At 64.1% G+C, this 24,012-nt stretch carries 19 protein-coding genes; 7 read left to right on the top strand and 12 right to left on the bottom strand.

Annotated elements, in window-relative coordinates; genetic code table 11:
* Nucleotides 1-23: 23 nt before the first annotated feature.
* Both ACT6Q8_RS05815 and ACT6Q8_RS05820 read left to right on the top strand, forming a co-directional pair.
* Nucleotides 24-1,370 (top strand): MFS transporter, encoded by a 1,347-nt coding sequence (locus ACT6Q8_RS05815; protein WP_444734189.1) that lies wholly within the window; start codon nt 24-26, stop codon nt 1,368-1,370.
* Nucleotides 1,371-1,378: 8 nt separating this feature from the next.
* Entirely contained in the window at nt 1,379-3,331 is a 1,953-nt protein-coding gene (locus ACT6Q8_RS05820; protein WP_444734188.1) for a glycoside hydrolase family 3 protein, read from the top strand.
* Between the two features lie 55 nt (nt 3,332-3,386).
* Here ACT6Q8_RS05820 and ACT6Q8_RS05825 read toward each other — a convergent pair whose 3' ends face one another.
* The 8 genes from ACT6Q8_RS05825 to ACT6Q8_RS05860 all read right to left on the bottom strand — a co-directional run bounded on the left by ACT6Q8_RS05825 (nt 3,387) and on the right by ACT6Q8_RS05860 (nt 14,199).
* Nucleotides 3,387-4,229: a fumarylacetoacetate hydrolase family protein gene (locus ACT6Q8_RS05825; RefSeq protein WP_054169239.1), complete on the bottom strand. Its 843-nt coding sequence runs from the start codon at nt 4,227-4,229 to the stop codon at nt 3,387-3,389.
* Between the two features lie 14 nt (nt 4,230-4,243).
* The gene (locus tag ACT6Q8_RS05830) at nt 4,244-5,119 is read right to left on the bottom strand and encodes a VOC family protein (protein ID WP_054169240.1); all 876 of its coding nucleotides are present in this window, start codon (nt 5,117-5,119) and stop codon (nt 4,244-4,246) included.
* Between the two features lie 12 nt (nt 5,120-5,131).
* Nucleotides 5,132-5,575: a GlcG/HbpS family heme-binding protein gene (locus tag ACT6Q8_RS05835; protein ID WP_444734187.1), complete on the bottom strand. Its 444-nt coding sequence runs from the start codon at nt 5,573-5,575 to the stop codon at nt 5,132-5,134.
* The gene (mhpA, locus tag ACT6Q8_RS05840) at nt 5,563-7,125 is read right to left on the bottom strand and encodes a bifunctional 3-(3-hydroxy-phenyl)propionate/3-hydroxycinnamic acid hydroxylase MhpA (RefSeq protein WP_444734186.1); all 1,563 of its coding nucleotides are present in this window, start codon (nt 7,123-7,125) and stop codon (nt 5,563-5,565) included. The genes ACT6Q8_RS05835 and mhpA overlap by 13 nt, the downstream gene beginning before the upstream one ends.
* Before the next feature lie 72 nt (nt 7,126-7,197).
* Complete coding sequence (locus tag ACT6Q8_RS05845) at nt 7,198-9,543, bottom strand: TonB-dependent receptor (protein ID WP_444734185.1); 2,346 nt, start codon at nt 9,541-9,543, stop codon at nt 7,198-7,200.
* Nucleotides 9,544-9,696: 153 nt separating this feature from the next.
* A complete protein-coding gene (locus tag ACT6Q8_RS05850) occupies nt 9,697-10,773 on the bottom strand; it encodes a tartrate dehydrogenase (protein ID WP_444734184.1) in 1,077 nt (358 codons plus the stop codon).
* A gap of 11 nt (nt 10,774-10,784) precedes the next feature.
* A complete protein-coding gene (locus ACT6Q8_RS05855; protein ID WP_444734183.1) occupies nt 10,785-12,047 on the bottom strand; it encodes a glycerate kinase type-2 family protein in 1,263 nt (420 codons plus the stop codon).
* 1 nt (nt 12,048) lies between these two features.
* The gene (locus ACT6Q8_RS05860) at nt 12,049-14,199 is read right to left on the bottom strand and encodes a TonB-dependent receptor (protein ID WP_444734182.1); all 2,151 of its coding nucleotides are present in this window, start codon (nt 14,197-14,199) and stop codon (nt 12,049-12,051) included.
* Nucleotides 14,200-14,446: 247 nt separating this feature from the next.
* On the opposite strand from ACT6Q8_RS05860, the gene ACT6Q8_RS05865 reads away from it, so the two are divergent.
* The 5 genes from ACT6Q8_RS05865 (at nt 14,447) to ACT6Q8_RS05885 (ending at nt 19,632) form a co-directional block, all read left to right on the top strand.
* A complete protein-coding gene (locus ACT6Q8_RS05865; protein WP_444734181.1) occupies nt 14,447-15,787 on the top strand; it encodes a CitMHS family transporter in 1,341 nt (446 codons plus the stop codon).
* Nucleotides 15,788-15,790: 3 nt separating this feature from the next.
* Nucleotides 15,791-16,828 (top strand): AbrB family transcriptional regulator, encoded by a 1,038-nt coding sequence (locus tag ACT6Q8_RS05870; RefSeq protein WP_444734180.1) that lies wholly within the window; start codon nt 15,791-15,793, stop codon nt 16,826-16,828.
* A gap of 190 nt (nt 16,829-17,018) precedes the next feature.
* Nucleotides 17,019-18,404 (top strand): acyclic terpene utilization AtuA family protein, encoded by a 1,386-nt coding sequence (locus ACT6Q8_RS05875; protein ID WP_444734179.1) that lies wholly within the window; start codon nt 17,019-17,021, stop codon nt 18,402-18,404.
* Nucleotides 18,404-18,712, top strand: a complete 309-nt coding sequence (locus ACT6Q8_RS05880; RefSeq protein ID WP_054169250.1) for a DUF4387 domain-containing protein — start codon at nt 18,404-18,406, stop codon at nt 18,710-18,712. The genes ACT6Q8_RS05875 and ACT6Q8_RS05880 overlap by 1 nt, the downstream gene beginning before the upstream one ends.
* Before the next feature lie 125 nt (nt 18,713-18,837).
* Nucleotides 18,838-19,632, top strand: coding sequence for a MipA/OmpV family protein (locus tag ACT6Q8_RS05885; protein ID WP_444734178.1), 795 nt, complete (start codon nt 18,838-18,840; stop codon nt 19,630-19,632).
* Nucleotides 19,633-19,644: 12 nt separating this feature from the next.
* Here ACT6Q8_RS05885 and ACT6Q8_RS05890 read toward each other — a convergent pair whose 3' ends face one another.
* From ACT6Q8_RS05890 to ACT6Q8_RS05905, 4 genes are all read right to left on the bottom strand, one after another.
* Nucleotides 19,645-20,406 (bottom strand): GntR family transcriptional regulator, encoded by a 762-nt coding sequence (locus ACT6Q8_RS05890; RefSeq protein WP_444734177.1) that lies wholly within the window; start codon nt 20,404-20,406, stop codon nt 19,645-19,647.
* Between the two features lie 73 nt (nt 20,407-20,479).
* Nucleotides 20,480-21,484, bottom strand: coding sequence for a phosphoglycerate dehydrogenase (locus ACT6Q8_RS05895; protein ID WP_444734176.1), 1,005 nt, complete (start codon nt 21,482-21,484; stop codon nt 20,480-20,482).
* Between the two features lie 105 nt (nt 21,485-21,589).
* On the bottom strand, nt 21,590-23,041 hold the full coding sequence (locus ACT6Q8_RS05900) for an ATP-binding protein (RefSeq protein ID WP_444734175.1): 1,452 nt from the start codon (nt 23,039-23,041) through the stop codon (nt 21,590-21,592).
* 87 nt (nt 23,042-23,128) lie between these two features.
* Nucleotides 23,129-24,001, bottom strand: a complete 873-nt coding sequence (locus tag ACT6Q8_RS05905; RefSeq protein WP_444734174.1) for a dioxygenase family protein — start codon at nt 23,999-24,001, stop codon at nt 23,129-23,131.
* Nucleotides 24,002-24,012 lie beyond the last annotated feature (11 nt).

Genomic DNA, 24,012 nt, shown 5'->3' on the forward strand with positions numbered 1-24,012 from the left:
AGTCCGGCACCGGGAGGGAAAGAATGTCTGATCGTGCGATCAACGTGGCCCAGGAACTGGGCGATATGCGCCTTGGGCCCTTCCATATCCGGTTCGCGCTACTGATGGGCGCCATCCTGTTCATCGACGGGTACGACCTGTTCAATGCCGCCTATGTCGCGCCCTATGTGAAGGCGCAATGGGCGCTCAGCCCGTTTCAGATCGGTCTGATGCTGTCCATCGGTCTGGCAGGTCTGGCGTCTGGTGCGCTTTTGCAGGGGCCTCTGGCCGACCGCTGGGGCCGGCGCCGCGTGCTGCTGGCTGCTGTCGCGGGGTTGGGGCTGACCAGTCTGGCGCTTTGGCTGTGGGCGCCCAGCTTTGTGATCTTCTGCGCGCTGCGTGCCGTTCTGGGCGTGTGCCTGGGCATGATCTCGCCCCTGGCCTTCGTCTATATCAATGAATGGGCACCGGCGCGTTGTGCGAACCGCTACGCCACGCTGGCCTTTGTTCTGCCCTTCTCCCTGGGCGGGATTGCCGCGGGTCTGGCCGGCATCGCCATCGCGCCGACCTGGGGCTGGCACGGGCTTTACGCCATCGGGGCGCTGGCCCTGCCGATGGCCCTGATCGGGCATCGGTTGCTGCCGGAATCCGTGCGGTTCTTGGTGGCGCGCGGGCGCCATGCCGATGTTGCCGCCATCCTGTCGCGCGCCCGGCCCGAACGGGCCGACGCCTATGCCCAAGCCACGACGTTCCTGTCGGGGGAAAATGCATCGGGAAAGGCGCGAGTGGCCGATCTGCTGGGACCCCGGTATCGTGGCGTGACGCTGACCATCTGGGTGGGGGGCGCCCTCAGCCTGTTTTGCATCCATGGCCTGACGGGCTGGTTGCCCAGCATCATCCTGGAACAGGGAGCGCCGGTGCAGGCCGCCTTTGCCTATGGCTCACTGCTGATGGCGATGCAGATCGTGGGCGGTGGGCTGTCCGGATGGCTGGCCGACCGGCATGGGCAGATCAATGCCATGGCCACCGGCTTCATTGGTGGCATGCTCACCCTGCTGCTGTTGATCCCTGCCATCGGCACCAACGCCGCCTGGGTTGCGGTGGCGCTGGTCGGCGCCTGTGTCTTCGGCGCGCAGGCCGTGATGAACAATTTCATCGCCATGAGCTATGAAACCGGCCTGCGCAGCACCGCCGTGGGCGTTGCGGTCGGCGTCAACCGCGTCGGCGGTGTCATGGGTCCCCTGCTTATCGGTGTGGCGCAGCAGCAATCGGGAGCGCTGTGGATCACCCTGTCCATGCTGGCCCTGGCGCAGCTTTGTGCCGCCCTGATCTTCCTTTCCCGCCGCCATTCCCTACAACCGGCGCTGACCGACGCGCCCAGGGGCGTTTGAGGGTTATAATGAAAAAGCATCTGAGCCTTTCTGTCGCCGCCATCCTGGCGGTGGCCGCCGCCGCCCATGCCGGCACCCCGGCCCAACCCGCACTGGGTTACCGCACCACGCCGGTGATCCGGGTCGACGGCCTGTCCTTCAAGGACCTGAACCGCAATGGCCGCCTGGACCTTTACGAGGATTGGCGGCAGACGCCTGGCGCCCGCGCCGCCGATCTGACGGGCCGCATGGGGCTGGCGGAGAAGGCGGGATTGCTGATGCATGGCAATCCGCCGGGTCTGGATGGGGGCTTGCGCAATCCCTGGGACATGGCGGCCATCGCGCCGCAGATCCGGGATCGGCATATCCGCTTCTACATCAATCGGGTATCCGTTGCCCCACGTTCCATGGCCAGCATGGCCAATGCCGCGCAGAAACTGGCGGAGGAAAGCAAGCTGGGCATCCCGCTGGTCATCAGTTCCGACCCGCGCAACCATTTCCAGGCCACGTTCGGGCTGACGGTCAGTGCCGGAAAATCCACGCAATGGCCGGAACCGCCGGGCATGGCCGCCACGGGCGATCCCGATCTGGTGCGCGAATTCGGACGCATCGCGGCGCGGGAATATCGCGCCATGGGTATCACCATGGCCCTGTCGCCCATGGCCGATCTGGCCAGCGAGCCGCGCTGGCCGCGCACCAATGGCACTTTCGGCGATGATCCGGCAAAGGTTGAACGTTTCGTTCAGGCCTATGTGGAAGGGTTCCAAGGGGCGGCGGATGGGCTGGCGCCGGGCGGTGTGGCCACGGTCGTGAAACATTGGGCCGGCTATGGCGCGCAGCCCGAAGGCTACGACGCACATAACCCCTACGGCCGCGACATCGCCTTTCCTGGTGGTTGGTTCGACCGGCATGTGGCCCCGTTCAAGGGGGCCTTCCGCGCCCGGACGACCGGTGTCATGCCCACCTATGGCAAGCTGCCGACCGATGTCACCATTAATGGCCGCCCCGCCGAGCCTGTGGCCGCCGGGTTCAGCCGGCAGATGCTGACCGAGCTGTTGCGCGATACCTACCGTTTCGACGGGTTCGTGCTGACTGACTGGAAGATCACCGATGATTGCCTGACGCCCTGCCTGCAAGGCACTTTGAAGCATGACGAGGTCGGCATGCCCTGGGGCGTTGAAGACCTGAGCAAGGCGGAGCGGTTCGCCAAGGCCTTGGATGCCGGGGTGGATCAGTTTGGCGGGGTTATGGACCCGGATATCCTGGTCCGGCTGGTGGAAAGCGGACGCATCACGACTGACCGGATCGACCTGTCGGTGCGCCGCATGCTGGTGGTGATGTTCCAATTGGGACTGTTCGAAAACCCTTATGTCGATGCCGATGCGGCGGAAGCCATCGTCGGTGCCCCGACAGACCGGGAAAAGGCCATGGAGGCACAGCGCCGGTCGCTGGTCCTGCTGGAGGCGGCATCCGGTACATTACCCCTGGACCCGAAGGCGAAGCCGCGTGTCTGGCTTTGGAAGATGGATGCGGCCAGCGTTGCCGCGCGCGGCTTCACCGTGGTGGACAGCCCCGAACAGGCTGATATCGCCCTGCTGCGCATTGCGACGCCCTTCACCACGCGGCCCGCCTTTTTCTTCGGTTCCCGCCATCATGAGGGATCGCTGGCCTTTGCATCGGATAATCCCGACCGTCTGGCCGTGGAGCGTGCGGCGGCGGCGGATCTGCCTGTAATCGTCAGCACCTATCTGGACCGGCCTGCCATCCTTGGCCCCGTCAAGGATAAGGCCAGTGTCCTGATCGGCGATTTCGGCGCCTCTGATGACGCACTGCTGGACCTGTTGACCGGGAAGGCCCGGTTCCAGGGGCGGTTACCGTTTGAACTGCCCTCGTCTATGCAGGCGGTGGAAAAGCAGTTGCCGGACGTGTCTGCGGACAGTGAGAAGCCGCTATACCCATCCGGTTTTGGCCGGGACGGTTGATCATTACGAAAACGGATCAGAAAAAGGAGGGCGGAATTTCCGCCCCCCTTTTTTGTTACGTTTCATCAACGATTTCGTTCCGCAGAAGCCCGACGCCGGAGATATCCACCTCCACCACGTCGCCCGGCTTCATCCATAGCGGGGGTTCCCGCTTGGCACCCACCCCACCCGGCGTGCCGGTCAGGATCACATCGCCCGGCGACAGGGGGGAGAAGCTGGACAGATAGGACACGATCACCGGCAGCGGGAAGATCAGATCGGCCATCGGCGCATGCTGCACCACCTGTCCATTCAGGCGCGTGGTCACTGTGACGGCGGGCAGGTCCGTAATCTCGTCCGGCGTGACCAACCAGGGTCCAAGCGCACCGGTGGACGGGAAATTCTTCCCCGGCGTGAATTGCTGCGTATGCCATTGCCAATCGCGCACAGAGGCATCATTGGCGCAGGTGAAGCCGGCAATATGCGCCATCGCCTCATTTTCGGGGATATAGCGCCCGCCCTTGCCGATGACGATGGCCAGTTCGCCCTCGAAATCCAGGCTGGTGGACACGCGTGGCCGTACGATGGGGGCACCATGGGCGGTCAGGGTATCGGCAAAGCGGGTGAAGATGGACGGATGCCCCACCTTGGCCCGGCCCGTCTCCTGCCGATGCGTTTCATAATTATGGCCGACGCAGAAGATCTTGCCCGGATTGGGCAGTACCGGCAGCAGGGTCACCGATGACAGCGGCAGGGTGGGGGCCGTCCGCGCCGCCAGATCGATCAGCAGGTCCTTGGCCAGCGCCGTTTTCAGGTCGGGCGCCTGGGCACCGGCGATGGCACCCAGGTCATGCACCTGCCCATCCTCGACCAGACCGTAACTCTCAACGGTGCCGTGGCGGAAGCTTAACAGTTTCATAGGCTTGCGGGTCCTTAAAGGCTAAGTGGGCGGTAGCGGAAATTGCGTTCGGCGGCAGCCAGGGCCGCCACGTCCTTGTCGGAAATGCCCCATTGGTCGATACGGTTCTGGGGCCAGGTCCAATCGTCGGGCGCGCCGACGCGGTAATCGTCGGGCACGATCTCCACGGCGGTGGAAAACTCCACCACGGCACCGAAGGGTGCCACGAAATAGGCAAACGCATTGTCGCCCGGCCCGTGCCGGCCCGGTCCCCAGGCGGGGGCCATGCCGCTGTCGCGCAGGCGACCGATGCCGCGCATCACCGCGTCCAGATCGTGCATCTCGAACGCGATATGGTTTAGGGAGCTGTGGCCCGCCCGCGCAAAGGCCACCGAATGGTGGGAATTGTTGCAGCGGACAAAGACCATGCCCTTGGTCCGGTCCGATACGCGGAAGCCCAGAACCTTTTCCGCAGCGCTGGCCGTTGCCTCGGCATCGGTGGCGTTCATGACCACATGGGTCAGTTTCACGGGCAGGTCACGGCCTTCGATGGGCGCCACATCGCTGGTGCCATGCAGGAAGCGGAAAACCTCGCCCTCCGGCAACTGTACCAGAATGCCGGCTCCACCACCGGGATCGGCAGAGACAGTGTCCTTAACAGGCCAGCCGGCAGCGCGTGCGCGCGCGGCGATACCGGCAATCACGGCCTCATCGGCCACGAAGCTGGTGCAGCGGATGGAGGGGCCATCCGCCTCCGCCAGGGCGACCAGATAGGGGAAGGGACCGGACCCGCGTAGATAGCGCGTACCGTCCGGCCCGGTTTCAGCATGCGCCAAACCCCAGATACTGGTCAGGAAGTCCGCAGCCTCTGCGGCCCCCGGCAAATTCAGTTCAATGCTGCGCAGGCGCATGGTCCGCCTCCTTCAGGTGGTGGGAAGGCCGGGATCGGCGGTCAGGCCCGTGGCGGCGATGCCGGCCAGGGCACAGGCCTCATCCGCGTCGCCGGTATCGCCGCTGATCCCGACGGCACCGATTACGGTGCCTGCCGCATCCCGGATAAGGACACCGCCGGGTGACGGCGCCATGGCCCCGCCGCTGATCGCGAACAGGGCATTATAGAAGGTGGGAGAGGCATTGGCTCGGCGGGCCAGTTCCCGGCTGCCATAACCCATGCCCAGCGCGCCCGTGGCCTTGGCGATGGCGATCTGTGGCCGCATCAGGCTAGCCCCATCTTCCCGCTTCAGCGCCACAAGATGTGCGCCGGCATCCAGTACGGCGACGCAGAGCGGGGCGTAATCGCGGCGGCGGGCCTCGGCCAGTGCCTCATCCACGATATTGGCCGCAGCGGCCAGGGTCAGGCTGGACATGTGATCCCCTCCTTCATCATGTGCAGGGTGGTGGCCAGTTGGGCTGCAAGATCGGGCAGGTCTGTGTCATCCGCAGCAAGGCCGAATATATAAGCATCGGGGCGCAGCAGCACCGACGCGGCGGGGCTGAGCCCCTGCCGGTCGAACCACGCGGCCAGCATGCCACTTTCATCCAGCAGATCCCGCCCGATGTGGCAGACCTTCACGCGAAGGCCGGCGAGAACGGGGGGGAGGGACATGTCACCCGCCCCAGGTCCGCGCAGCAGCACAAAGCCGCCGCCCGTCACATCATCCAGCAGCCGAGCTGTTCCGGCGGCATCGGTGACGCGCGGCTGTATGAAACGGAGGCCGCCACCATCGCCGACCACGCCCTGCCGATAAGGTGGGATCAGGTCGGCAGCGGTGGCACCGGGTGTAGCCGCGCGCTGGCGCATTTCCGCATCGCGGGCCGCCGCCTTTGCCGGGTCCAGTTCACAGATATAGCGACCGGCGGCAACGGCGGCGCCGATCACCGCCCGTACATGCGGGTCGCGTTCCGGCTGATAAGTTGTCAGCAGGGCGGCATCCGCACGGCCCGACAGGACCAGTTCCAGTTTCCAGGCCAGATTGGAGACATCGCGCAAACCATGGCACATGCCCTGGCCGAAGAAGGGCGGCGTCTGGTGGGCGGCATCACCGGCCAGGAACACCCGGCCCCGCTGCCATTCCAGCGCCACCAGACCATGGAACCGATAGGTGGCCGCGCGCACCAAACGGTGCGGAACCCCCTCGACCCAGGGGGCCAGCAGTTCGGCCACCTTTTCCGGCTGCATCATCTCCCGGTCATCCTCTCCGGGCAGCAGCATAAATTCCCAGCGGCGATGATTGCCGCGCCCGGGCACGATGGTGGCGGGACGCCGCGGATCGCACAGCATCACCGACAGTTTCTGCAGGTTGGCCGCCGGCGGCAGGCCGGTGAAATCGGGAAACCGCACCGGGCCATCCAGTTCCGCATCCACGACCAGCCAGGGTTCTTCGAACCGCAGGTCGTCCAGGCGGATGTCCAGCGCCTTGCGCACCAAGCTGCGCGCGCCGTCGCAGGCAATGACATAGCGGGCGCTGGCCCGGTCACCGTCAGCCAGATGCAGGGTCACATGATCGTCCCCCTGATCCAGCCCCACCAGCTCTGCGCCCAGGCGCAGGTCAAGCGCCGGGTAGGTGGACAGGCCACCGCGCAGCACGCCCTCCAGTTCCGGTTGATAAAAGAAGTAATCGTTGGCCCAGCCGAAGGGCCGTGCCTGTCCGGCGGAACCCAGATAGCGGATCACCCCGCCATCGGCACCGATATGCAGGTGCCCGTCGGTTTCGCGCATCAGGGGCAGCAGCCGGTCGATCAGGCCGATACCCTGAAAGATGCGCATCATCTCGTGGTCGATATGCACGGCACGGGGCAGGGGGTGCGGGTCCGGTTCGCGTTCCAGCACCAGAACCGACAGCCCGGCCTTGCCCAACAGATGGGCGGCGGTGGCGCCGACGGGACCGCAGCCGACGATGGCGACGTCATGGATCATGGCGGCCTAAGAGGTTTTCGTGAAGAAAGGGGCCGGCGGCGATCCCTGTCAGGCGCCGCCGGCCGGTTGGGATCAGAACTTCACGCGCATGGTGCCACCCATGTACCGGGCCGCTTCCTTGGACGTGAAATACAGGATGTTGCCGGGGTTGGCGGCGTTGGTCAGGATGTTGTCGCGCTGCATGCCCGTCGCGAAATGCTTGTCGGTCAGGTTGCGGACATAAAGGGTCAGTTGATAGCGGTCATCCTGCGACAGCACGCCCACCGACAGGTCGACAGTGCTGTACCCGCCTTGGGTCAGGCCGGCATCCTGCTCCAGGGAGAAGGTGGTGCCGCTCTGCGTGTTGAACCCGACTTGGGCGAAACCGTTCCAGTCGGTGGCGATTTCATCCTCGTACCGGACATTGATATTGCCGCGCCAGCGCGGGGCGTTGGGCAGGTCGCCGCCACGAACATTCTGGACGGTGCCATTGCCCAGACGGAAGCAGCTATTGGCCGGTTCCGCCGCTCCCGTTGCCAGGGTGAGGGCCGTCGCCTGGGCCGGCAGGGCGCAGGCGATGCGGTCGGCATCAAACTTGGCATCCAGATAGGTAACGCCGCCATTGATGCTGAGAGCTGAGGTGGCGCGGGCCTGGAACTCGATCTCCGCACCCTTCGACACCGAGGAGCCGGCATTGGTCGGCACCGAGACATTCGGTGCGATGGTCGACTGAACCTGTAGGTCCTGATACTTGGCATAGAACAGGGCGCTGTTCAGGATCAGGCGACCATTCAGGGCCTGCTGCTTCCAGCCCAGTTCATAGGAATTCACCGTTTCCGGGCGCACGGGCGTCTGGTTGGCGAAATTCGCGGTCAGTTCAACGTCATAGCCCTGACCCTTATAGCCGCGTGACCAGGTGAAATAGGTCTGGGCATCGCGGTCGATCTCATATTTCAGGCCGGCTTTGCCCGACAGGTCGGTGTCGGAAACGCTGCCCGACCCGGTAGAGGCGGCAAACAGCAACCGGTCACCGGCATAGGGCGCGGTACCGAAACGGGTGCCGCTGTAGGATACCTTTTCCCGTTGCAGACGGAAGCCAGCAAAGGCCGAAAGCGCGTCTGTCAGCTCATATTCCACCTGACCGAAGGCGGCGTAATTATCCGTCTTGGTATTCGCCGCGTGATTGGAGGAGGAGAAGAAGGAGGTGGCGCAGGGCTGTCCGAAGGCGGTGCCCGGTGTCACGCAGCCCCCCACCCGACGGGTAAAGGCGCGGTCCAGGTCCAGGTTGAAATAGAACAGGCCGAACGTGTAGGTCAGGGGCTGGTTTGCGGCGGAGGCCAGACGCAGTTCCTGTGTGAACTGGCTGATATCGGCGGTGCCGCCATTGACGCCGAAATAGCCGTTGCCGAACGGCAGGTAGAGTGGCGTGGCCGAATTGAACCCGTCCACATCGACATTATTCTCGATCTTCCAGTTGCGGACGGCGGTGACGGAGGTCAGGACATGGTCCCCCAGGTCCAGATTGGCCTCCACCGATCCGCCGGCCTGATCGGAATTGGCGAAGGTCCGGGTATCGCCGCTGCTGACGGTACGGTTTTCGGATGAAGCGACGACCGGCCCCCGGATCGCGGCCAGAACGCTGTTGGTGGTCAGGTAGGGGATCGGCTGGCAGCAGTCGCTTTCGCTGTCGCGTAGGTCGGCGGTGAACAGGAAGTTCAGGTTTTCCGTGGCCTGCCACTCGACCTTGCCGCGCACGCCGACATCGCGACCGCCATAGACATGCTCACCACGGCCATAATCGTAAACATAACCGCGATTGTCGGTGTAATAGCCGGTCAGCCGGGCGCCTACCGTCTCGCTGATCGGGCCGGAGACGGAGGCACGGGCACGGTATTCCCCCTGTTCGGCGATGCCGATTTCCGCGACACCTTCAAAGTCGCGCGACGGGCGCTTGGTGACGATGTTGATCACACCGGCGGTGGCGTTCTTGCCGAACAGCGTGCCCTGCGGTCCGCGCAGCACTTCCACCCGCTCCACATCGATCAGGTCCTGGAAACCCTGGCCCTGACGCGACATGACGACGCCATCCACCACGAAGGACACGGCGGATTCCAGACCGGCATTGAAGAGGGCCGTACCGACGCCGCGAATGCGGACATTATTGTTCAGATCGCTGGTCGACTGTGTATAGGTCAGCGAGGGCACCAGGGCGGCAACGCCCGCCGTGCTGCTGACCTGGGAATTGGCCAGGGCGTCGGCGGAAAGCGCGCTGACGGCCAGCGGCACGTCCTGCAGGCGCTCCGCCCGCTTCTGCGCCGTCACCACGATCTCTTCAAGCACCAGGCTGTCATCGGCCTGTTGTGCCTGCGCCGGCATCATTGCAGCGGCCAGCATGGTGGTGGCCATCAGGCCGTGGCGCCAGTTCGGCTGGAAAGTCATTCTCTTCCTCCCTTCACATCAACTTGACCGGGCGGCGTTGGGCCGGACCGACAATGGTTTTGGGAAGGAAGTGCCCGTCGGCAGCATCATTGTCCAATGATGATAAATGCGCAGGTACCCAATTTTACTTATGACAGGAGATGGTGTGGCTGGTCAGCGCAGGGCATCGGCGATGGCCTTGCCACAGGTCACGGTATCTGCCGGTCCACCCAGATCACGGGTGCGCAGATGTTTTTGGGCCAGAACCGTCTCAATGGCAGTCACGATGGCGGCCCCCGCCGCATATTCACCCAGATGGTCCAGCATCAGGGCGGCGGACCATATCTGGCCCACCGGGTTGGCGATCCATTGATCGGCGATGTCGGGGGCGGAGCCGTGGACCGGCTCGAACAGCGACGGGAAGCGGCCATCGGGATTGATGTTGCCGGCAGGCGCGATGCCAATGGTGCCGGTGCAGGCGGGTCCCAGGTCGGAAAGGATGTCGCCGAACAGGTTGGAGGCGACGACCACGTCGAACCAGTCCGGATGCTGCACGAAATGGGCGGCCAGGATGTCGATATGGTACTTGTCCCAGCGCACATCGGGATAATGCGCGGCCATCGCCTCCACTCGTTCATCCCAATAGGGCATGGTGATGGCGATACCGTTGGATTTGGTGGCCGAGGTCAGGTGCTTCCTGTCCCGCCGCCGGGCCAGATCGAAGGCGTATTTCAGGATGCGGTCGGTGCCGATCCGGGTCATCACCGTCTCCTGCATCACGACTTCGCGGTCGGTGCCGGGGAAGATGCGCCCGCCGATGGAGGAATATTCCCCTTCCGTATTCTCGCGCACGACATAGAAATCGATGTCGCCCGGCTTTCGGCCAGCCAGCGGGCTTTCCACGCCCGGCATCAGGCGGACGGGGCGCAGGTTCACATACTGGTCAAATTCGCGGCGGAACTGGATCAGCGAACCCCAAAGCGAAACATGGTCCGGCACGGTTGCGGGCCAGCCCACGGCACCGAAAAAGATCGCGTCATGCCCGCCGATCTGCGACTTCCAATCATCGGGCATCATCTTGCCGTGCTGGAGATAGTAATCGCAGCTCGCAAAGTCGAAATGATCAAACTGGAAACGAATGCCGAAACGCGCCGACACTGCTTCCAGCACCCGCAATCCTTCGGGCACCACTTCCTTGCCGATGCCGTCACCAGGGATGACGGCGATGCGGTAGGGGCGTTCCTTGCTCATTCAATCAATCCTCATTCGATCAGGATGGCCCTGAAATCATTTACATTGGTTCGTGTCGGCCCTGTGAACAGCAAGGTCCCCAGGGCCTGGAAGAAGCTGTAGCCGTCATTGTCGGCCAGCCGTTCAGGGGCAGAAACGCCTGCGTTCGCGGCGCGTGCCAGAATGTCGGGGCCGATCCAGGCGCCGGCATTATCCTCCGACCCGTCAATGCCGTCTGTATCAGCCGCCAGCGCATGTACGCCCGGCAGCCCGTTCAGTGCGATGGCAAGTGCCAGCAGGAACTCGGCATTGCGTCCGCCCCGGCCCTGTCCCCGCACGGTCACGCTTGTTTCGCCACCCGACAGAAGAACGCAGGGGCGTGGGGTGGGGATATCACCAGCCAGAACCGCCTTCACGAAATCGGCATGCTGCACGGCGACATCGCGGGCCTCGCCCTCAATTGCGCTGCCCAGGAAGATCGGGGCCACACCCATGCGCCGGGCGAGATCCGCCGCCGCCGCAATGGCATCGGCGGGCCTTGCCACAAGGATGGCGCGACCGGGGGGCAGGTCATCCAGGGATTTCGGCGTCTCGCTTTGCGGGTTGGAAAGCCAGCCTGTGACGGCGGCCGGTGCGTCGATCCCATATCGCGACAGGATGGCCAGCGCCTCTGTCCGGGTGCTGGGATCGGGCAGGGTCGGGCCGGATGCGATGGTGGCCGGATCATCACCCGGCACGTCAGAGATCATCAACGTGTGAACCGGGGCCGGCGCGGCCATGTGTGCCAGACGCCCGCCTTTCACCGCCGACAGGTGCTTGCGCACGCAATTCATCTCCGTGATGGTCGCCCCGCTTTTCAGCAGGGCGCGGGCCACCAACTGCTTGTCGGACAGTGTCAGCCCCGGTGCCGGCGACGCCAGCAGGGCCGACCCACCCCCCGATATCAGGCACAGGACAAGGTCGTCGGCGGTCAGTCCCTTTAACAGGTCCAACATTCTGGCCGTGGCCTGGATGCCGGCTTCGTCGGGTACCGGATGGGCCGCTTCCACCACCTCGATCCGGCTGCATTCGACGCCGTGGCCATAGCGCGTGATGACCAGCCCCGAAATCGGCCCCTGCCAGCGCTGTTCCACAGCCGCAGCCATGGCGGCGGCCGCCTTGCCGGCCCCGATCACCACCGTGCGTCCCTTCGGGGGCGGCGGCAGATGGGGCGGTACGCAGGTGGCAGGGGAGGCGGCGTTGACCGCCGCCTCCATCAACAGGCGCAGCAAATCCTGTGGGGCCGGACGCGTCAAATCACATTCTCCAGGTCACTGTCGCACCAATGGTGCGGGGTGGATTGTAAGCGCCGAAATTAGCGCCCAGGAACACCGCCTGGAAAGTACGCGTCACTTCATTGGTCAGGTTCTTGCCCCACAGCGACACCGACCATTTGCCGGAAGCATCGGTAAAGACGATGCGGCCATCGACGAAATGCGTGGCCGGGCGGCGTTCTGGCCCTTCATTGGCATTGTCGTCGAAGATCATGCTTTCATACCGATAATCGGCGGCGAACAGCAGGCTGCCGCCATCGGGCAGGGTGGCCTCATAGGATGGAGTGACGGCGAACTTGTGCTTCGGTGTGCGCGACAGCCGATTGCCGGCATAATCCTCGCCCGGTTCGGGTTCGAAGACGTCGAAGGTGGCATCCGTGTAGCCATAGCTGGCCGCCAGACGCGCCCCGGCGAAAACCCGCCAGTTCAGCGAGGTTTCATACCCTTTGATCGTCGCCTTGCCCGCATTCTCCGTCACGATGGACAGGTTGGGCAGGGTGCGGCGCGTCTGCAGGTCAGTGTATTTCATCAGATAGAGGGTGTTGTTCCAGATCAGCCGTCCGTTAAGGAAGCCGCTTTTCTGACCCAGCTCATACTGCGTCGCGTATTCCGGCTCGAACCCGTCGCGCGCGTCGGCAGCGGAGCCCGGCGTATCCTGGAAGCCGCCGCTTTTGAACCCGCGCGACACCATGCCGTAAAACTGATGGTCGCGGTCCAGCTTGTACTGACCGCCGGCCCGCCAGGTCCAGGCGTCATATTTGTCGGAAACCGAGACATCGAAACGCTGTGAACCGCGCAGAACCGCTGTGCCGGCAGTATTGGCGACGCGGTAATCCTTCTCGTCCTGGGAATAGCGCAGACCCGCGATCAGCGAGAAACTGTCGTCCAGCGGGATGGTCGCGTCGCCGAACGCGGCGTAGCTGTTCAGCTTTGCCGACTGATCATAGATTTCCGTGCCCGGACGACCGGTATCGATCACCAGCGTATCGATGCGGTCGGTCTTGTTATTGAAATTATAAAGCCCGGCCACCCACTGGATCGGACTTTCGGGAAGCGAGTTCAGCCGCAATTCATGGCTTGAGAAGTCGCTTTTCTCGTCATTCCCGCCACTGATGTTGATGCGGTTGGTGGGGGCGTGGCCGCCGTCGAAATCATAGGCGACGTGATAGTCCAGATCACGATAGGAACCCAGATAGGTGAACGTGGCGAAGGACAGGTCCCAATCCAATTGCCCGCGAACCCCCCAGGTATCGCGGTTCTGGTAGCCTTCGTCGGAGCCGGCGGTGACCTTGCGGTTGCGATCGACGGTCCACAGGGCCGCGCGCGGATCGGATGCATCGCGATCCAGTACATGTTGTGCCGGCCCGTCCGCACGGTCGCGGGTACCGTCCAGGGTCAGCAGCACCCGCACGGTATCCGCCGGCTCGCCATAGACGTGCAGCCGACCGCTTCTTGTGTCCTGATCCTCCACCCGGCCACCGGTGAAGGTGTTCTTCACATAGCCGTCATGGTTGCGCCAGGCCCCGCTGGCGCGGGCGGCCCATTTGCCGTCCGCCAGGGGAATGTTGGCGAAGGCGGCCCCTTCCAGCCGCTGGTAATTGCCGACCGTCGCTTCCAGCCCGGCATCGGTACGGTCCAGTTCGGGGCGGTTGCTGACGACATTGATGGCGCCGCCCACCACATTGCGGCCATAGAGCGTGCCCTGGGGGCCTTTCAGCACCTCGACGCGGGAGACATCGAACGCATCGAACGCGACCGCCGCGGGGCGGCCCAAATATACATCATCCAGGAATACGGCGGAACTGGGGTCGCCGGCGGCCCCACGGTCGCTGGATCCGATGCCACGGATGGTGATGCGTGGCTGTGATGCGGGGAAGGCATCGAAATTGAGTCCCGGTGTGCGGCTGGCGATATCGTCGATCTGACGCAGGCGGGCCTGTTCGATCTCCTCCGCGCTGAACGCGGTGACCGTCACGGGGACATCCTGAAGACGCTCGCTGCGCCGCTGGGCCGTGACGATGATCTCCTCCAGGGCTTCTGCCGGTGCAGCCTCCTGCGCCAGCGCCCCGCCCGATGGCAGCACAAGCATGGCGGTCGTTCCATAGGCCAAGAGCCGGCGATTGATCGCACGCATTCCTTTATTCCTCCCTGGGGGTTTCCTCCCCGGTCGTCATTCGCCGGGTATGGGTACAGCTTACGCAGGGTGGATGCGACAGGTCAACATATTGGATGCAAAAAAGTAAAGTATGGATGTTTAGATTGACAAAATGAAGCCATGACCACAGGGTGAGGGAAGAGATACATAGTCCTCTTATCCAACAAGAAGGTGCCGCGGTGCCCGCCCCCAGGGTCACCCAGGATCGGGTGGGGCGGCGTCGGCCATGGCCGTGGGAGACAGTGCCTTGTTCGAACAATTGCTTTCGCCGGCCCTGCTGGGAACGGCGATGGTTACCACCTTCATGGTGCTGATCATGACCAAGCGGATGTCGGCCATCGCCGCGCTGCTGGCCATTCCCATCCTGTTCGGGTTGGCGTCCGGGGCGGGTTCCGCCTTGGGCGACATGATCCTGCAAGGTGTGTTGCAGGTCGCGCCGACAGCCCTGATGCTGACTTTCGCCGTACTTTATTTCGCGGTGATGATGGATGCCGGCCTGTTTGATCCGCTGGTGCGGCGGGTCTTGGCCATGGTTGGTGACGATCCTGTCCGCATCGCCCTTGGCACTGCCGCGCTGGCGACGCTGGTGTCGCTGGACGGCGATGGCACCACCACGGCGCTGATCATCATCACGGCGTTCCTGCCTGTCTATAAACGGGTCGGGATGAACCCGCTGATCCTGGCCCTGCTGCTGGGCCTGTGCAATGCGCTGATGAACTATGTACCTTGGGGTGGCCCGTCGGCCCGTGCCGCCGCTGCGGTCGGCGCTGACCTTGGGCAGGTGTTCGGTCCCCTGATCCCCGCGATGCTGATCGGGCTGGCCGCGGTTTTCGTACTGGCCTGGTGGCTTGGCCGCGCAGAGCGACTGCGTCTTGGCGTCGGTGCAGGAAGCGGGGCGACCGTCACCTCGGTACCGGGCCTGGATATTGATCCTGCAATTCGCCGGCCCCGGCTGTTCTGGGCCAATCTGGCCCTGACGGTTGGGTTGGTGCTGGGCATGATCCTGGGTCTGGCGCCGCTGCCGGTCATGATGATGGGTGCCTTCGCCGTTGCCATCACGCTTAACTATCCCCGTCTGCGCGATCAGAAGGCGCGGATTACCGCTCATGCCGACAATGTCGTCAATGTGGTCGTGCTGATCTTTGCCGCCGGGTCGTTTACGGGCATCCTGAACGGGACGGGCATGGCCGATGCGATGGCGAATGCCGCCTTGACCGTGATCCCACCCTCCATCGGGTCCTATCTGGCGCCCATCACGGCCCTGGCCAGCATGCCGCTGACCTTTGTCATGTCCAACGACGCCTACTATTTCGGGGTGGTTCCCGTCATCGCCACCACGGCCGCCGCCTACGGCATTGATGCGGAAGCCATCGCCCGCGCCTCCCTGATCGGTCAGCCGGTTCACACGCTCAGCCCGCTGCTGGCACCCATCTATCTGGCCTGCGGGCTGTTGGGCGTGGATGTGGCGGATGCGCAGCGCTTTGCCCTTAAATGGGCGGTGCTGATCTCGCTGGTGGTGCTGGTGGCAGCCATCGCAACGGGCGCCATTCCGCTGCGGGCCGGCTGAACCATGGGCCGTAACATGGGGCGGTGGCTGCTGCTGGCGGCCATGACCGCCATCCTGGTGGCAGGGTTGAAGGCAGTGGCCGTTCCGGCGGCCCCGCTGCTGGGCCCAATGCTGGCGGGTGTTGGCTTCGCACTGACCGGCGGGGCAATGAAGCCGCCCAAGATGATGCTTCTGGCCAGCTACACAATTATCGGCTGTCTGGTGGCCGTGGCGATGGGAAAGGCCCTGGGGCCTGACCTGCTGTGGCATCTCCCGGCCTTCGTGACCATGGCTGCGATCACCTTGCTGATCAGTGCTGGCCTGGGCTGGGTGCTGGCGAGGGGCGGGTGGTTCAAGGGAACAACGGCCATCTGGGGCCTTGCCCCCGGCGGGGCGGCGGGCATGGTGGCCATGGCCCAGGAACAGGGTGGCGATGGCCGCATGGTGGCGGTGATGCAGTATCTGCGCATCCTGACTGTCACGGGCTCCGCTATCGCGCTGTCGCACCTGATGACCGGATATGCGACCCCGTTCCACCCCGCCGGGTGGTTTCCCGCCCTGGATCCGCCGGGGCTGCTGGAGACGCTGGGCCTGGCACTGGCGGGTGGTCTGATTGCCCGATGGCTGCGGTTTCCCTCCGGCGCGTTTCTGTTCCCCGGTCTGGTGGGGGCGGCATTGATGGCCACGGGGCTGGTCAGGCCTTCAGTGCCGCCATTGCTGGCCGCCGCCGCCTATGCCGTTATCGGCTGGAATATCGGCCTGTCCTTCACCCGTGAGACATTGGCCGGTTGCGCCCGGTCGCTGCCCCGCATCCTGGCCGCAACATTTGGCCTGATCGGCCTCTGCGCCCTGCTGGGTGTCCTGGTCAGCGTGATCTGCGATGTGGATTGGCTGACGGGCTATCTGGCGACAACCCCCGGCGGCATCGACGCCATCCTCATCATCGCAACCACGACGCCCGTGGATCTGCCATTCATCCTGTCGGCGCAGGTAGTGCGTGTCCTGCTGGTGCTGCTGATCGGCCCGGCGCTGGCGGCCCATCTTGCCCGCCGCCTGGGGTGACCAGGGCCGACCGAGAGTGGTTGCTGCGTGGCTTTCACGGGTTTGCAACGGCTGACAAGGGCGCCCTGAAACGCTGGTCACATTGGTCACTCAAAAATGGATGCAAAAACTTGACTATTTGAATCCAATAAATCATCTTCACCTCATTGGCTTCTTTGCAGGCCTCCACAATCATCTGGATTGAGCAATCATGTTGGACGGTCCGATCAAAATCCTGGTGCCGACCGGGTCACTGGGCGCCGGCGCGTCGGAAGCGGAGGTCCGCTATGGCATCGCGCAGGGCGCGCATGCCATCGCCACCGATGCCGGCTCCACCGACAGCGGCGCCGCCTATCTGGCGCTGGGTATGTCGAAGAATAACCGCGGTTCCGTGAAGCGCGACCTGACCCTGCTGATGCGCGAAGCCGCCGCCGCACGCATTCCGTTGATCGTCGGGTCAAGCGGTCAGGCCGGCGGTGACCGGAATGTCGACTGGACCCGCGACATCGTGGTGGAAGTTGCGGCCGAACTGGGCATCAGGCCCCGGATCGCCTTGATCTATTGCGAGATGGAGAAGGCGACGCTGAAGACCTTCAACGCCGATGGCAAGGTCCGGCCCCTGCCGCCGCTGGGTGCGCTGGAGGATGCGACCATTGATGCCTGCGACCATATCGTCGCCGTCATGGGCGCAGAGCCGTACATCGCGGCGCTGGCGGCGGGGGCCGACATCATCCTGGGTGGGCGCACCACAGATACGGCGGTGCTTGCTTCCTATGCCCTGTGGAAAGGGGCGCCCGCCGGTCCTGCCTGGCACGCCGCCAAGGTTGCGGAATGCGGCGGGCAGTGCGCCGTCAACCGCCTGGAAGGGGCGGGTGTCCTGATCAGCATCGGTGAAAACGGGTTCGAGGTGGAGCCGCTGGCCCTGTCCAACCGCTGCTCGCCCGACAGTGTGTCGGCCCATATGCTGTACGAGAACAGCAATCCGTTCCTGCTGACCGAACCGGGCGGCATCCTGGATGTCACCGATGCCGTCTATCGGCAAGTCAGCGACCGCAGCGTGAATGTTACCGGCTCCATCTGGCGGCCACAGCCCTATACGGTGAAGCTGGAAGGAGCGGGCAGCCGCAGGTTCCAGACCATCATGCTGATCGGCATTCAGGACCCGCTGGTGCTGGACAAGGTGGATGTCTTCCACGACCGGATGCTGGCCGCCCTGTATGACCGGGTTCACAAGACCATCGGGGCGGCGGCGGGGGATTTCCATATCTCCCTTCGCATGTATGGCTGGAACGCCGTGTCCGGCGAGCGCCCGCCACCCGGCACGCCGGCCCCACGGGAGATCGGAGTGCTGTTTGTGGCAACCGCCGACAGCCAGGAAATGGCATCGCAGATCGCCAAGGCCTGCAATCCGTACTTCTTCCATTTCCCCATCGCGCTGGACGAGGAATTGCCCAGCTACGGTTTCGCCTTCACGCCAGCCGATATCGACCGGGGCCCGGTTTATGAATTCCTGCTGAACCATGTGGTTGAACTGGAAGATCCGATGGCGCTGGCCCGCACAAAATGGATCGATCTGAGCGAAGGGGGGAAGGCGTGATGCCCAGTGTAAAAGATGTCTGCCGGCACGTGCGGTCGAAAAATGCGGGGCCCTTCTGGGTCACCTTCGATCTGTTCTTCGATGGGCCGGAGAACTTCCAGGCCTATCACGATCACCCTGCGCTTGGGCCGGACCTGTTCCAGCGCCTGTTCGGGGCCGACCCGGCGCTGGTGCGCCATTACCCGGTGCCCAGCCTGCACATGGTGAAAATCTCGCACGCCCGCACCAGCCCGCAGGGCGGCGTCGTCGAACGTGACATGCATTGCGGTCAGCAGTTCGTGCGGCTGCTGGATGTCGAACTGGGATAGGGAGCTGCGGGGCTTGTCCCCGCGCATCATGAGCAATCAACAAGGGCGGCGCAGCAGCGAAACCAAGATCGCCGCAGCCGCCCGTCTCCGGGAGGAGCGCTCGTCATCTGACGAGGAGATTGGAGATGCGAGGCTTCCGCCTCCAGCTTTTGCTGGCCATCCTGACGGCAAGCGCCTTCAGCCCTGCCGCCGCGCAGGAAACCCGATGGTCCGGCAGCATCGCTGCCGGCATCGGCACGAGACCGGAATATATGGGGTCCAAGGATCAGGAACCGGTTCCATATGTAGCCGGCGAACTGAACTATGACCGCTATTTCCTTGAAGCTCAGGGCAAGGAGGTCAGCCTTGGCACTTGGTTGACACCGTCCATGTCTTTGGGCGTCCTGTTTGATGTCGAAAGTGGACGGGATGACAGTGTCAAAAATGATCGCGTGTCCCGGCTGCCCAAAATCGATGATGCGATGCAGTTGGGTGCCTTTGCCCGCTATGCGTGGCGTGGTGTCCTTGACCGGCGGGATGAACTGACCATGGACGTTACATGGCTTTCCGATGTGTCCGATACCCACGACGGGGTAGTCGGGTCACTGGGGCTGGCCTATGGCCGAAAACTGGGCGATCGCTGGTCGTTTGGTGGCGGCGTCCGTCTGACCTATGTCGATGACAGTTACGCCGGTACCTATTTCGGTATTACGCCGGCTATGGCTGCCGCCAGTGGCATGCCGGCCTTCCGGGCCGGGGGCGGGGTTCGCGACGTGGGCCTCAGTGCCAAGCTGTCCTATGCCCTGACCGACAATTGGAACATCCAGTTGCTGGGCAGCTACAAGCAACTGCTGGGCGATTTCAAGGACAGTCCTATCGTGAAGCAGGACGGGCGCGCCGGGCAGCTTTCCGGTGCGTTGGCCATCGGATACCGTTTCTGACGATGCAAGCCGTCAGCGTGGCATGACGATGGCATGAAGCCGGTGCCTGGTGGCCAGCACATGCTCGGTCATCAGGCGCTGGGCCGCCTGGCTATCCTCCCGCTGGAAGGCGTTCAGCAGGGCCTCATGCTCTTCCTGGGATTCCAGCACATGGGCTGGCGGGGTTGCAGGCATCTGCCGGTGGCGGGGAGGAACACAGGCTGCAATGGTCGGGCACAGACGCGCAACGTCACCCAGCACCGGATAGATCAGCGTCATGCGGGTGGCGTTGCGCAGAACCTCATTCCGCGACGCCAACATGATGCCGCGATGGAACAGCCAGTTGAGCTGGTACCATTCCCGTTCGATGGTTTCCGACCATTCGCCCCGGGACAGGATGGCACGGCCCTGGCTGACCAGATCGGTCAGTTGTGACAGCGTCTGTGCCTCCCACCCCAAGTCGGCGGCGGTCCGGGCCGCGATCCCTTCCAGCGAGGCCCGGACCTCAATGCTGTCAAAGACATCCCGCACGGTGACGGTGCGTACCGTATAACCGCGGTTGACGCTGTAATTCACCAGCCCCTCGGCGGACAATACAGCAAGGGCGCTGCGGATCGGGGTGCGGGATACGTCCAGAAGCGTGGCCAGCGCCTCGGCGCGCAGCTTCGTGTCCGGCGCAATCCGACCGGTGACAATCATTTCACGCAGTTCCATAAGCACGGAATGCGTGGCGGGTTCCGTCTGCTGGGGTTCGGCCAGCGCGTCTTCCCGTTCCGTAACTTCCGTGTCCGCCATAATCTTCACCTGTTCAAACCACCCGTCCGGCTGTCATCCTTAAAGCAACCGGACGATTATCGCGCAACCCCGATCATGGCCGCCCGTCGGCGACGATGCAACCGGGTGGCGGCTCCGTTCCATCCAGGACGGCCACCACCGACCGTGCTGCGATCAGGTTGGTCAAGGCCAACCCTTCATGGGATGACGCACCCGCATGGGGTGTTGCCACGACATTGGGCAGGTCCAGCAGCGCATCCGAGATGGGGCGGTACGCGGGATCGCCTTCGCTGACAAACACATCCAGGCCTGCACCTCCCAGATGGCCCGACCGCAATGCCGCCAGCAATGCGCCATCATCGACCAGCCCGCCGCGTGCCGTATTGATCAGAAACGCCCCTTTCTTCATGGCGGCCAGGGTGGAGGCATCGATCATGAAACGGGTGGCGGGTGTCAGCGGTGCATGCAGGCTGACATAGTCGCTTCGCCGCAGAAGGTCCGGCAGGTCAACATAGTCGACGCCCGCCTCAACCGCGTAGGCGGGGTCGGGTGTGCGCGTATGGACCAGCACCGTTGCCGCGAAACCGGACAGGCGGCGCACCACGCTTTTGCCGATCCGGCCCAATCCAATCAGGCCGACGGTTTTGCCGGACAGGTCATGGCCGTTCAGGATGGACCAGTCGCCCGCCAGCATCGCCATCTGGCTTTCGCGAAAACGGCGCCCCACCGCAATCATCAGCCCGATCGTGTGATCGGCAACCGCCCCTTCATTGCCACCTGCCGCGATGGTGACAACACGTCCAAGGTCGCGGGCCGCTGCCACATCGACGCGGTCATAACCGACACCGCGCCGGGCAATGACCCGCAGACCGGGTAATGCCTCCAACAACGGGCGGGTGACGTGCGCATGCCCCACAATCCAGCCGGCCGCGCCGTCCAACATGCGGCGGAGCGTATCCACCGCCAGATCGCCGTCACCCGTGCCGGGCGGCGGCAGTGACAATGCGACCTCGCAGCCATGGTCACGCAGATAAGCGACGGAACGGTCATCGAAGAAACGTTGCGTAACGACGACTTTACGGTTGGCTGCGGATGTCATTGGATTTCGCTGCTCGCTGAATGGCTGCCGGAGCCTGAATTCTAGCGATCAGACGAGAATTTGCATCCAAAATTATTTATAATGAATCCTTATCAAGATTTTCCGCTACATGGGCTTCAGGGGGAGGGTGACATGCGCCACCAATCCCCCTTGCGGGCGGTTGGTCAGCAGAATATCTCCCCCATGGGCCCGTGCCACGGCGCGCGCGCTGGCCAGACCCAGACCCGCCCCGCCGGTATGCCGGTTGCGTGAGGGTTCGACGCGGAAGAAAGGCTCGAACACACGCTCCAGAAGGGTGTCGGGAAGGCCCGGTCCTTCGTCCTGAACCTTAATCACCGCGCTGTCTTTCTCCGTCGTCAAACTCACCAGGGCGGAACTGCCATAGGTGACGGCGTTGCCGATCAGATTGTCCAGCATACGGGCGATGCCGGATGCGTCACCCTCGATCCAGGCCGGCTGCATGACCCCGTCGGCAACCGGCTCTCCCATCTGACGACTGGCCTGGGTCTGGCGCAGGATCAGGGCCTGAAGGTCGATGGTGCTGCGTGCGACAGGCTGGGACAGATCCTTCACGAACGACAATGTCGCCGCGATCATCTCCCGCATCTCTTCGATATCGCCCGCCGCCGCCTCGCGCACGGCGTCCGGCGCCTCTTCCAGCCGGAAGGCAAGCCGGGCCAGGGGGGTGCGCAGGTCATGCGCAATGGCGGCCACCAAGAGGGTTCGGTCGTCCACGTACCGGCGCAGCCTTTCCTGCATCTGGTTGAAGGCGGTGGCAGCGGCGCGCACCTCCGGCGGGCCCGCACTGGTCGGGACAGCCGGGGCGGCGGGATCGCGGCCCAGCCGCTCTGCCGCCTGGGCAAACATGGCAATCGGCCCCGCCAGCCACCGTGCCAGCCACCAGGCAAGTGGCACAACCACGCCCAACCCTGCGATCAGCCAGTAGAACATCCGCAGATACCAGCCGCGCAGGCCCCCGCCTGCGGGTTGCACAATCCGCCATTCCCCGCTGGGCAATTTCAAGGCGGCGGAGAAATCACCGATGATGGCGTCGTCACGATGGACCATGTCGCCGAAACGCGGCCCCGATCCCGGTCCCGGTTCAGCTCCCGGTGGGGGGCCGGAAAAGCCCTTGTCAGGCGGTGGCGGGCGGTCACCGTGCGGCGGCGGTGGGCGATCCCCATCAGGGTCGTCAGGGAAGCCACGTGGGCCGGGGCCGCGACCACCCGGATCACCGGGCCCCCGCAGTTCCAGTCGTACGAAGCTTTCATCCTCCCCCAGCGCACTGACCAGCCATTGCCGGTTGGCGCGCAGCCGATCCGACGGGCCGGCATTGGGGGGCGGCTTGCCAGAGGTGGTGACTTCAAAACCCGGTGCCGCAATGCCCGACCGCAAACTTGCCGCCACACCGGCCAACATATGCTGGCTGGGTGGCGGCATGGGGGCTGCCAGCAGCAGCAGGAAGTTCAAGGCCTGGGCCAGCAGCACGCCTGCTAGCATCAGCACAAAGATGCGGACGAACAGGGGCCAGCGGGCCAGAAGGTTGGGTAACTTCAACAGGGCAGCCACCATGCGCCGGGAAAACAGTAACAGCATAGGCCGGTGGCCCGGCCCCGCGAAAGGGGCAAGCCACCGGCCACAGGATCAGACGCCGACCGTCACGCTGGCGGTATAGCCAGCCGACACGCTGCCCAACATGGTCAGGGTCTGGGCGGCGATCTGGGCGGCGGTGTTGTCGCCGAAGACATTATCGCTGGACAGGGTAACAGCGTTCAGGGCCGCAGTGCTGTTGCTATAGCCGCCGGCGGCATAGACGGTGGCGCAGACACTGCCCGGCACCGCCATCTGCGAAATCAGGGTGGCGGTACGGCCCGTGCCGCTGGTCGCGGCACCCTGGCTGGTGAACACCTCGAAATGGATATGCGGATACCGCCCCATGTAGCAGCCGGGGACAATGGTCTGGAACGTCACCTGGCCATTGCTGTCGGAAATCTGCATCCCGCGCAGATAGCTTTCGGTCGGCAGGTCATAGAGCGAGTATTTGCCCGCCGCATCACAGTGCCAAATATAGATGGCGTAGCCCGACAGCGGCGTACAGCCTGTGGAATTCTGCAAGGTGATGGTCAGGGTCATCGGCACGCCCGTCGCCTGGGTCGTGGAACTGATGAAACTGGATCGGATGTCCGACCGGATAACACCGGAGGAGGTCAGCACATTGGAGGTGGCGCCGCTGGAGGTGTTGGTGCCGTCGGCTGGGTAGGGGCCGTTGGTTTCGCTGGCATAATCGACGCAGGAACCGCCAGTGGTGGTGCCGCCCGTCGTGCTTCCCGTGGTGGTTCCGCTGCTGGTCGTTGTGCTGTCCGACCCGCCGCCCCCGCCGCAGCCCGTCAGCAGGGCCGCCAGACCGGCGCCGCCCAGCAGCGACAGGGCGCGGCGGCGTTCCAGGATCTTGGTGTTCAGGGTTTCAAGGTCGAAGAGCAGACCACGGTCATGATCTTCGATGTGATGTTCGCTCATCTCTTATCTCC

The sequence above is a fragment of the Niveispirillum sp. genome (assembly GCF_052437035.1).
Taxonomy (GTDB): domain Bacteria; phylum Pseudomonadota; class Alphaproteobacteria; order Azospirillales; family Azospirillaceae; genus Niveispirillum.

Coding starts and splice junctions, on each gene's coding strand:
- ACT6Q8_RS05815 (WP_444734189.1), top strand. CDS start 24: ATGTCTGATCGTGCGATCAACGTGGCCCAGGAACTGGGCGATATGCGC.
- ACT6Q8_RS05820 (WP_444734188.1), top strand. CDS start 1,379: ATGAAAAAGCATCTGAGCCTTTCTGTCGCCGCCATCCTGGCGGTGGCC.
- ACT6Q8_RS05825 (WP_054169239.1), bottom strand. CDS start 4,229: ATGAAACTGTTAAGCTTCCGCCACGGCACCGTTGAGAGTTACGGTCTG.
- ACT6Q8_RS05830 (WP_054169240.1), bottom strand. CDS start 5,119: ATGCGCCTGCGCAGCATTGAACTGAATTTGCCGGGGGCCGCAGAGGCT.
- ACT6Q8_RS05835 (WP_444734187.1), bottom strand. CDS start 5,575: ATGTCCAGCCTGACCCTGGCCGCTGCGGCCAATATCGTGGATGAGGCA.
- mhpA (WP_444734186.1), bottom strand. CDS start 7,125: ATGATCCATGACGTCGCCATCGTCGGCTGCGGTCCCGTCGGCGCCACC.
- ACT6Q8_RS05845 (WP_444734185.1), bottom strand. CDS start 9,543: ATGACTTTCCAGCCGAACTGGCGCCACGGCCTGATGGCCACCACCATG.
- ACT6Q8_RS05850 (WP_444734184.1), bottom strand. CDS start 10,773: ATGAGCAAGGAACGCCCCTACCGCATCGCCGTCATCCCTGGTGACGGC.
- ACT6Q8_RS05860 (WP_444734182.1), bottom strand. CDS start 14,199: ATGCGTGCGATCAATCGCCGGCTCTTGGCCTATGGAACGACCGCCATG.
- ACT6Q8_RS05865 (WP_444734181.1), top strand. CDS start 14,447: ATGGCCGTGGGAGACAGTGCCTTGTTCGAACAATTGCTTTCGCCGGCC.
- ACT6Q8_RS05870 (WP_444734180.1), top strand. CDS start 15,791: ATGGGCCGTAACATGGGGCGGTGGCTGCTGCTGGCGGCCATGACCGCC.
- ACT6Q8_RS05875 (WP_444734179.1), top strand. CDS start 17,019: ATGTTGGACGGTCCGATCAAAATCCTGGTGCCGACCGGGTCACTGGGC.
- ACT6Q8_RS05880 (WP_054169250.1), top strand. CDS start 18,404: ATGCCCAGTGTAAAAGATGTCTGCCGGCACGTGCGGTCGAAAAATGCG.
- ACT6Q8_RS05885 (WP_444734178.1), top strand. CDS start 18,838: ATGCGAGGCTTCCGCCTCCAGCTTTTGCTGGCCATCCTGACGGCAAGC.
- ACT6Q8_RS05890 (WP_444734177.1), bottom strand. CDS start 20,406: ATGGCGGACACGGAAGTTACGGAACGGGAAGACGCGCTGGCCGAACCC.
- ACT6Q8_RS05895 (WP_444734176.1), bottom strand. CDS start 21,484: ATGACATCCGCAGCCAACCGTAAAGTCGTCGTTACGCAACGTTTCTTC.
- ACT6Q8_RS05905 (WP_444734174.1), bottom strand. CDS start 24,001: ATGAGCGAACATCACATCGAAGATCATGACCGTGGTCTGCTCTTCGAC.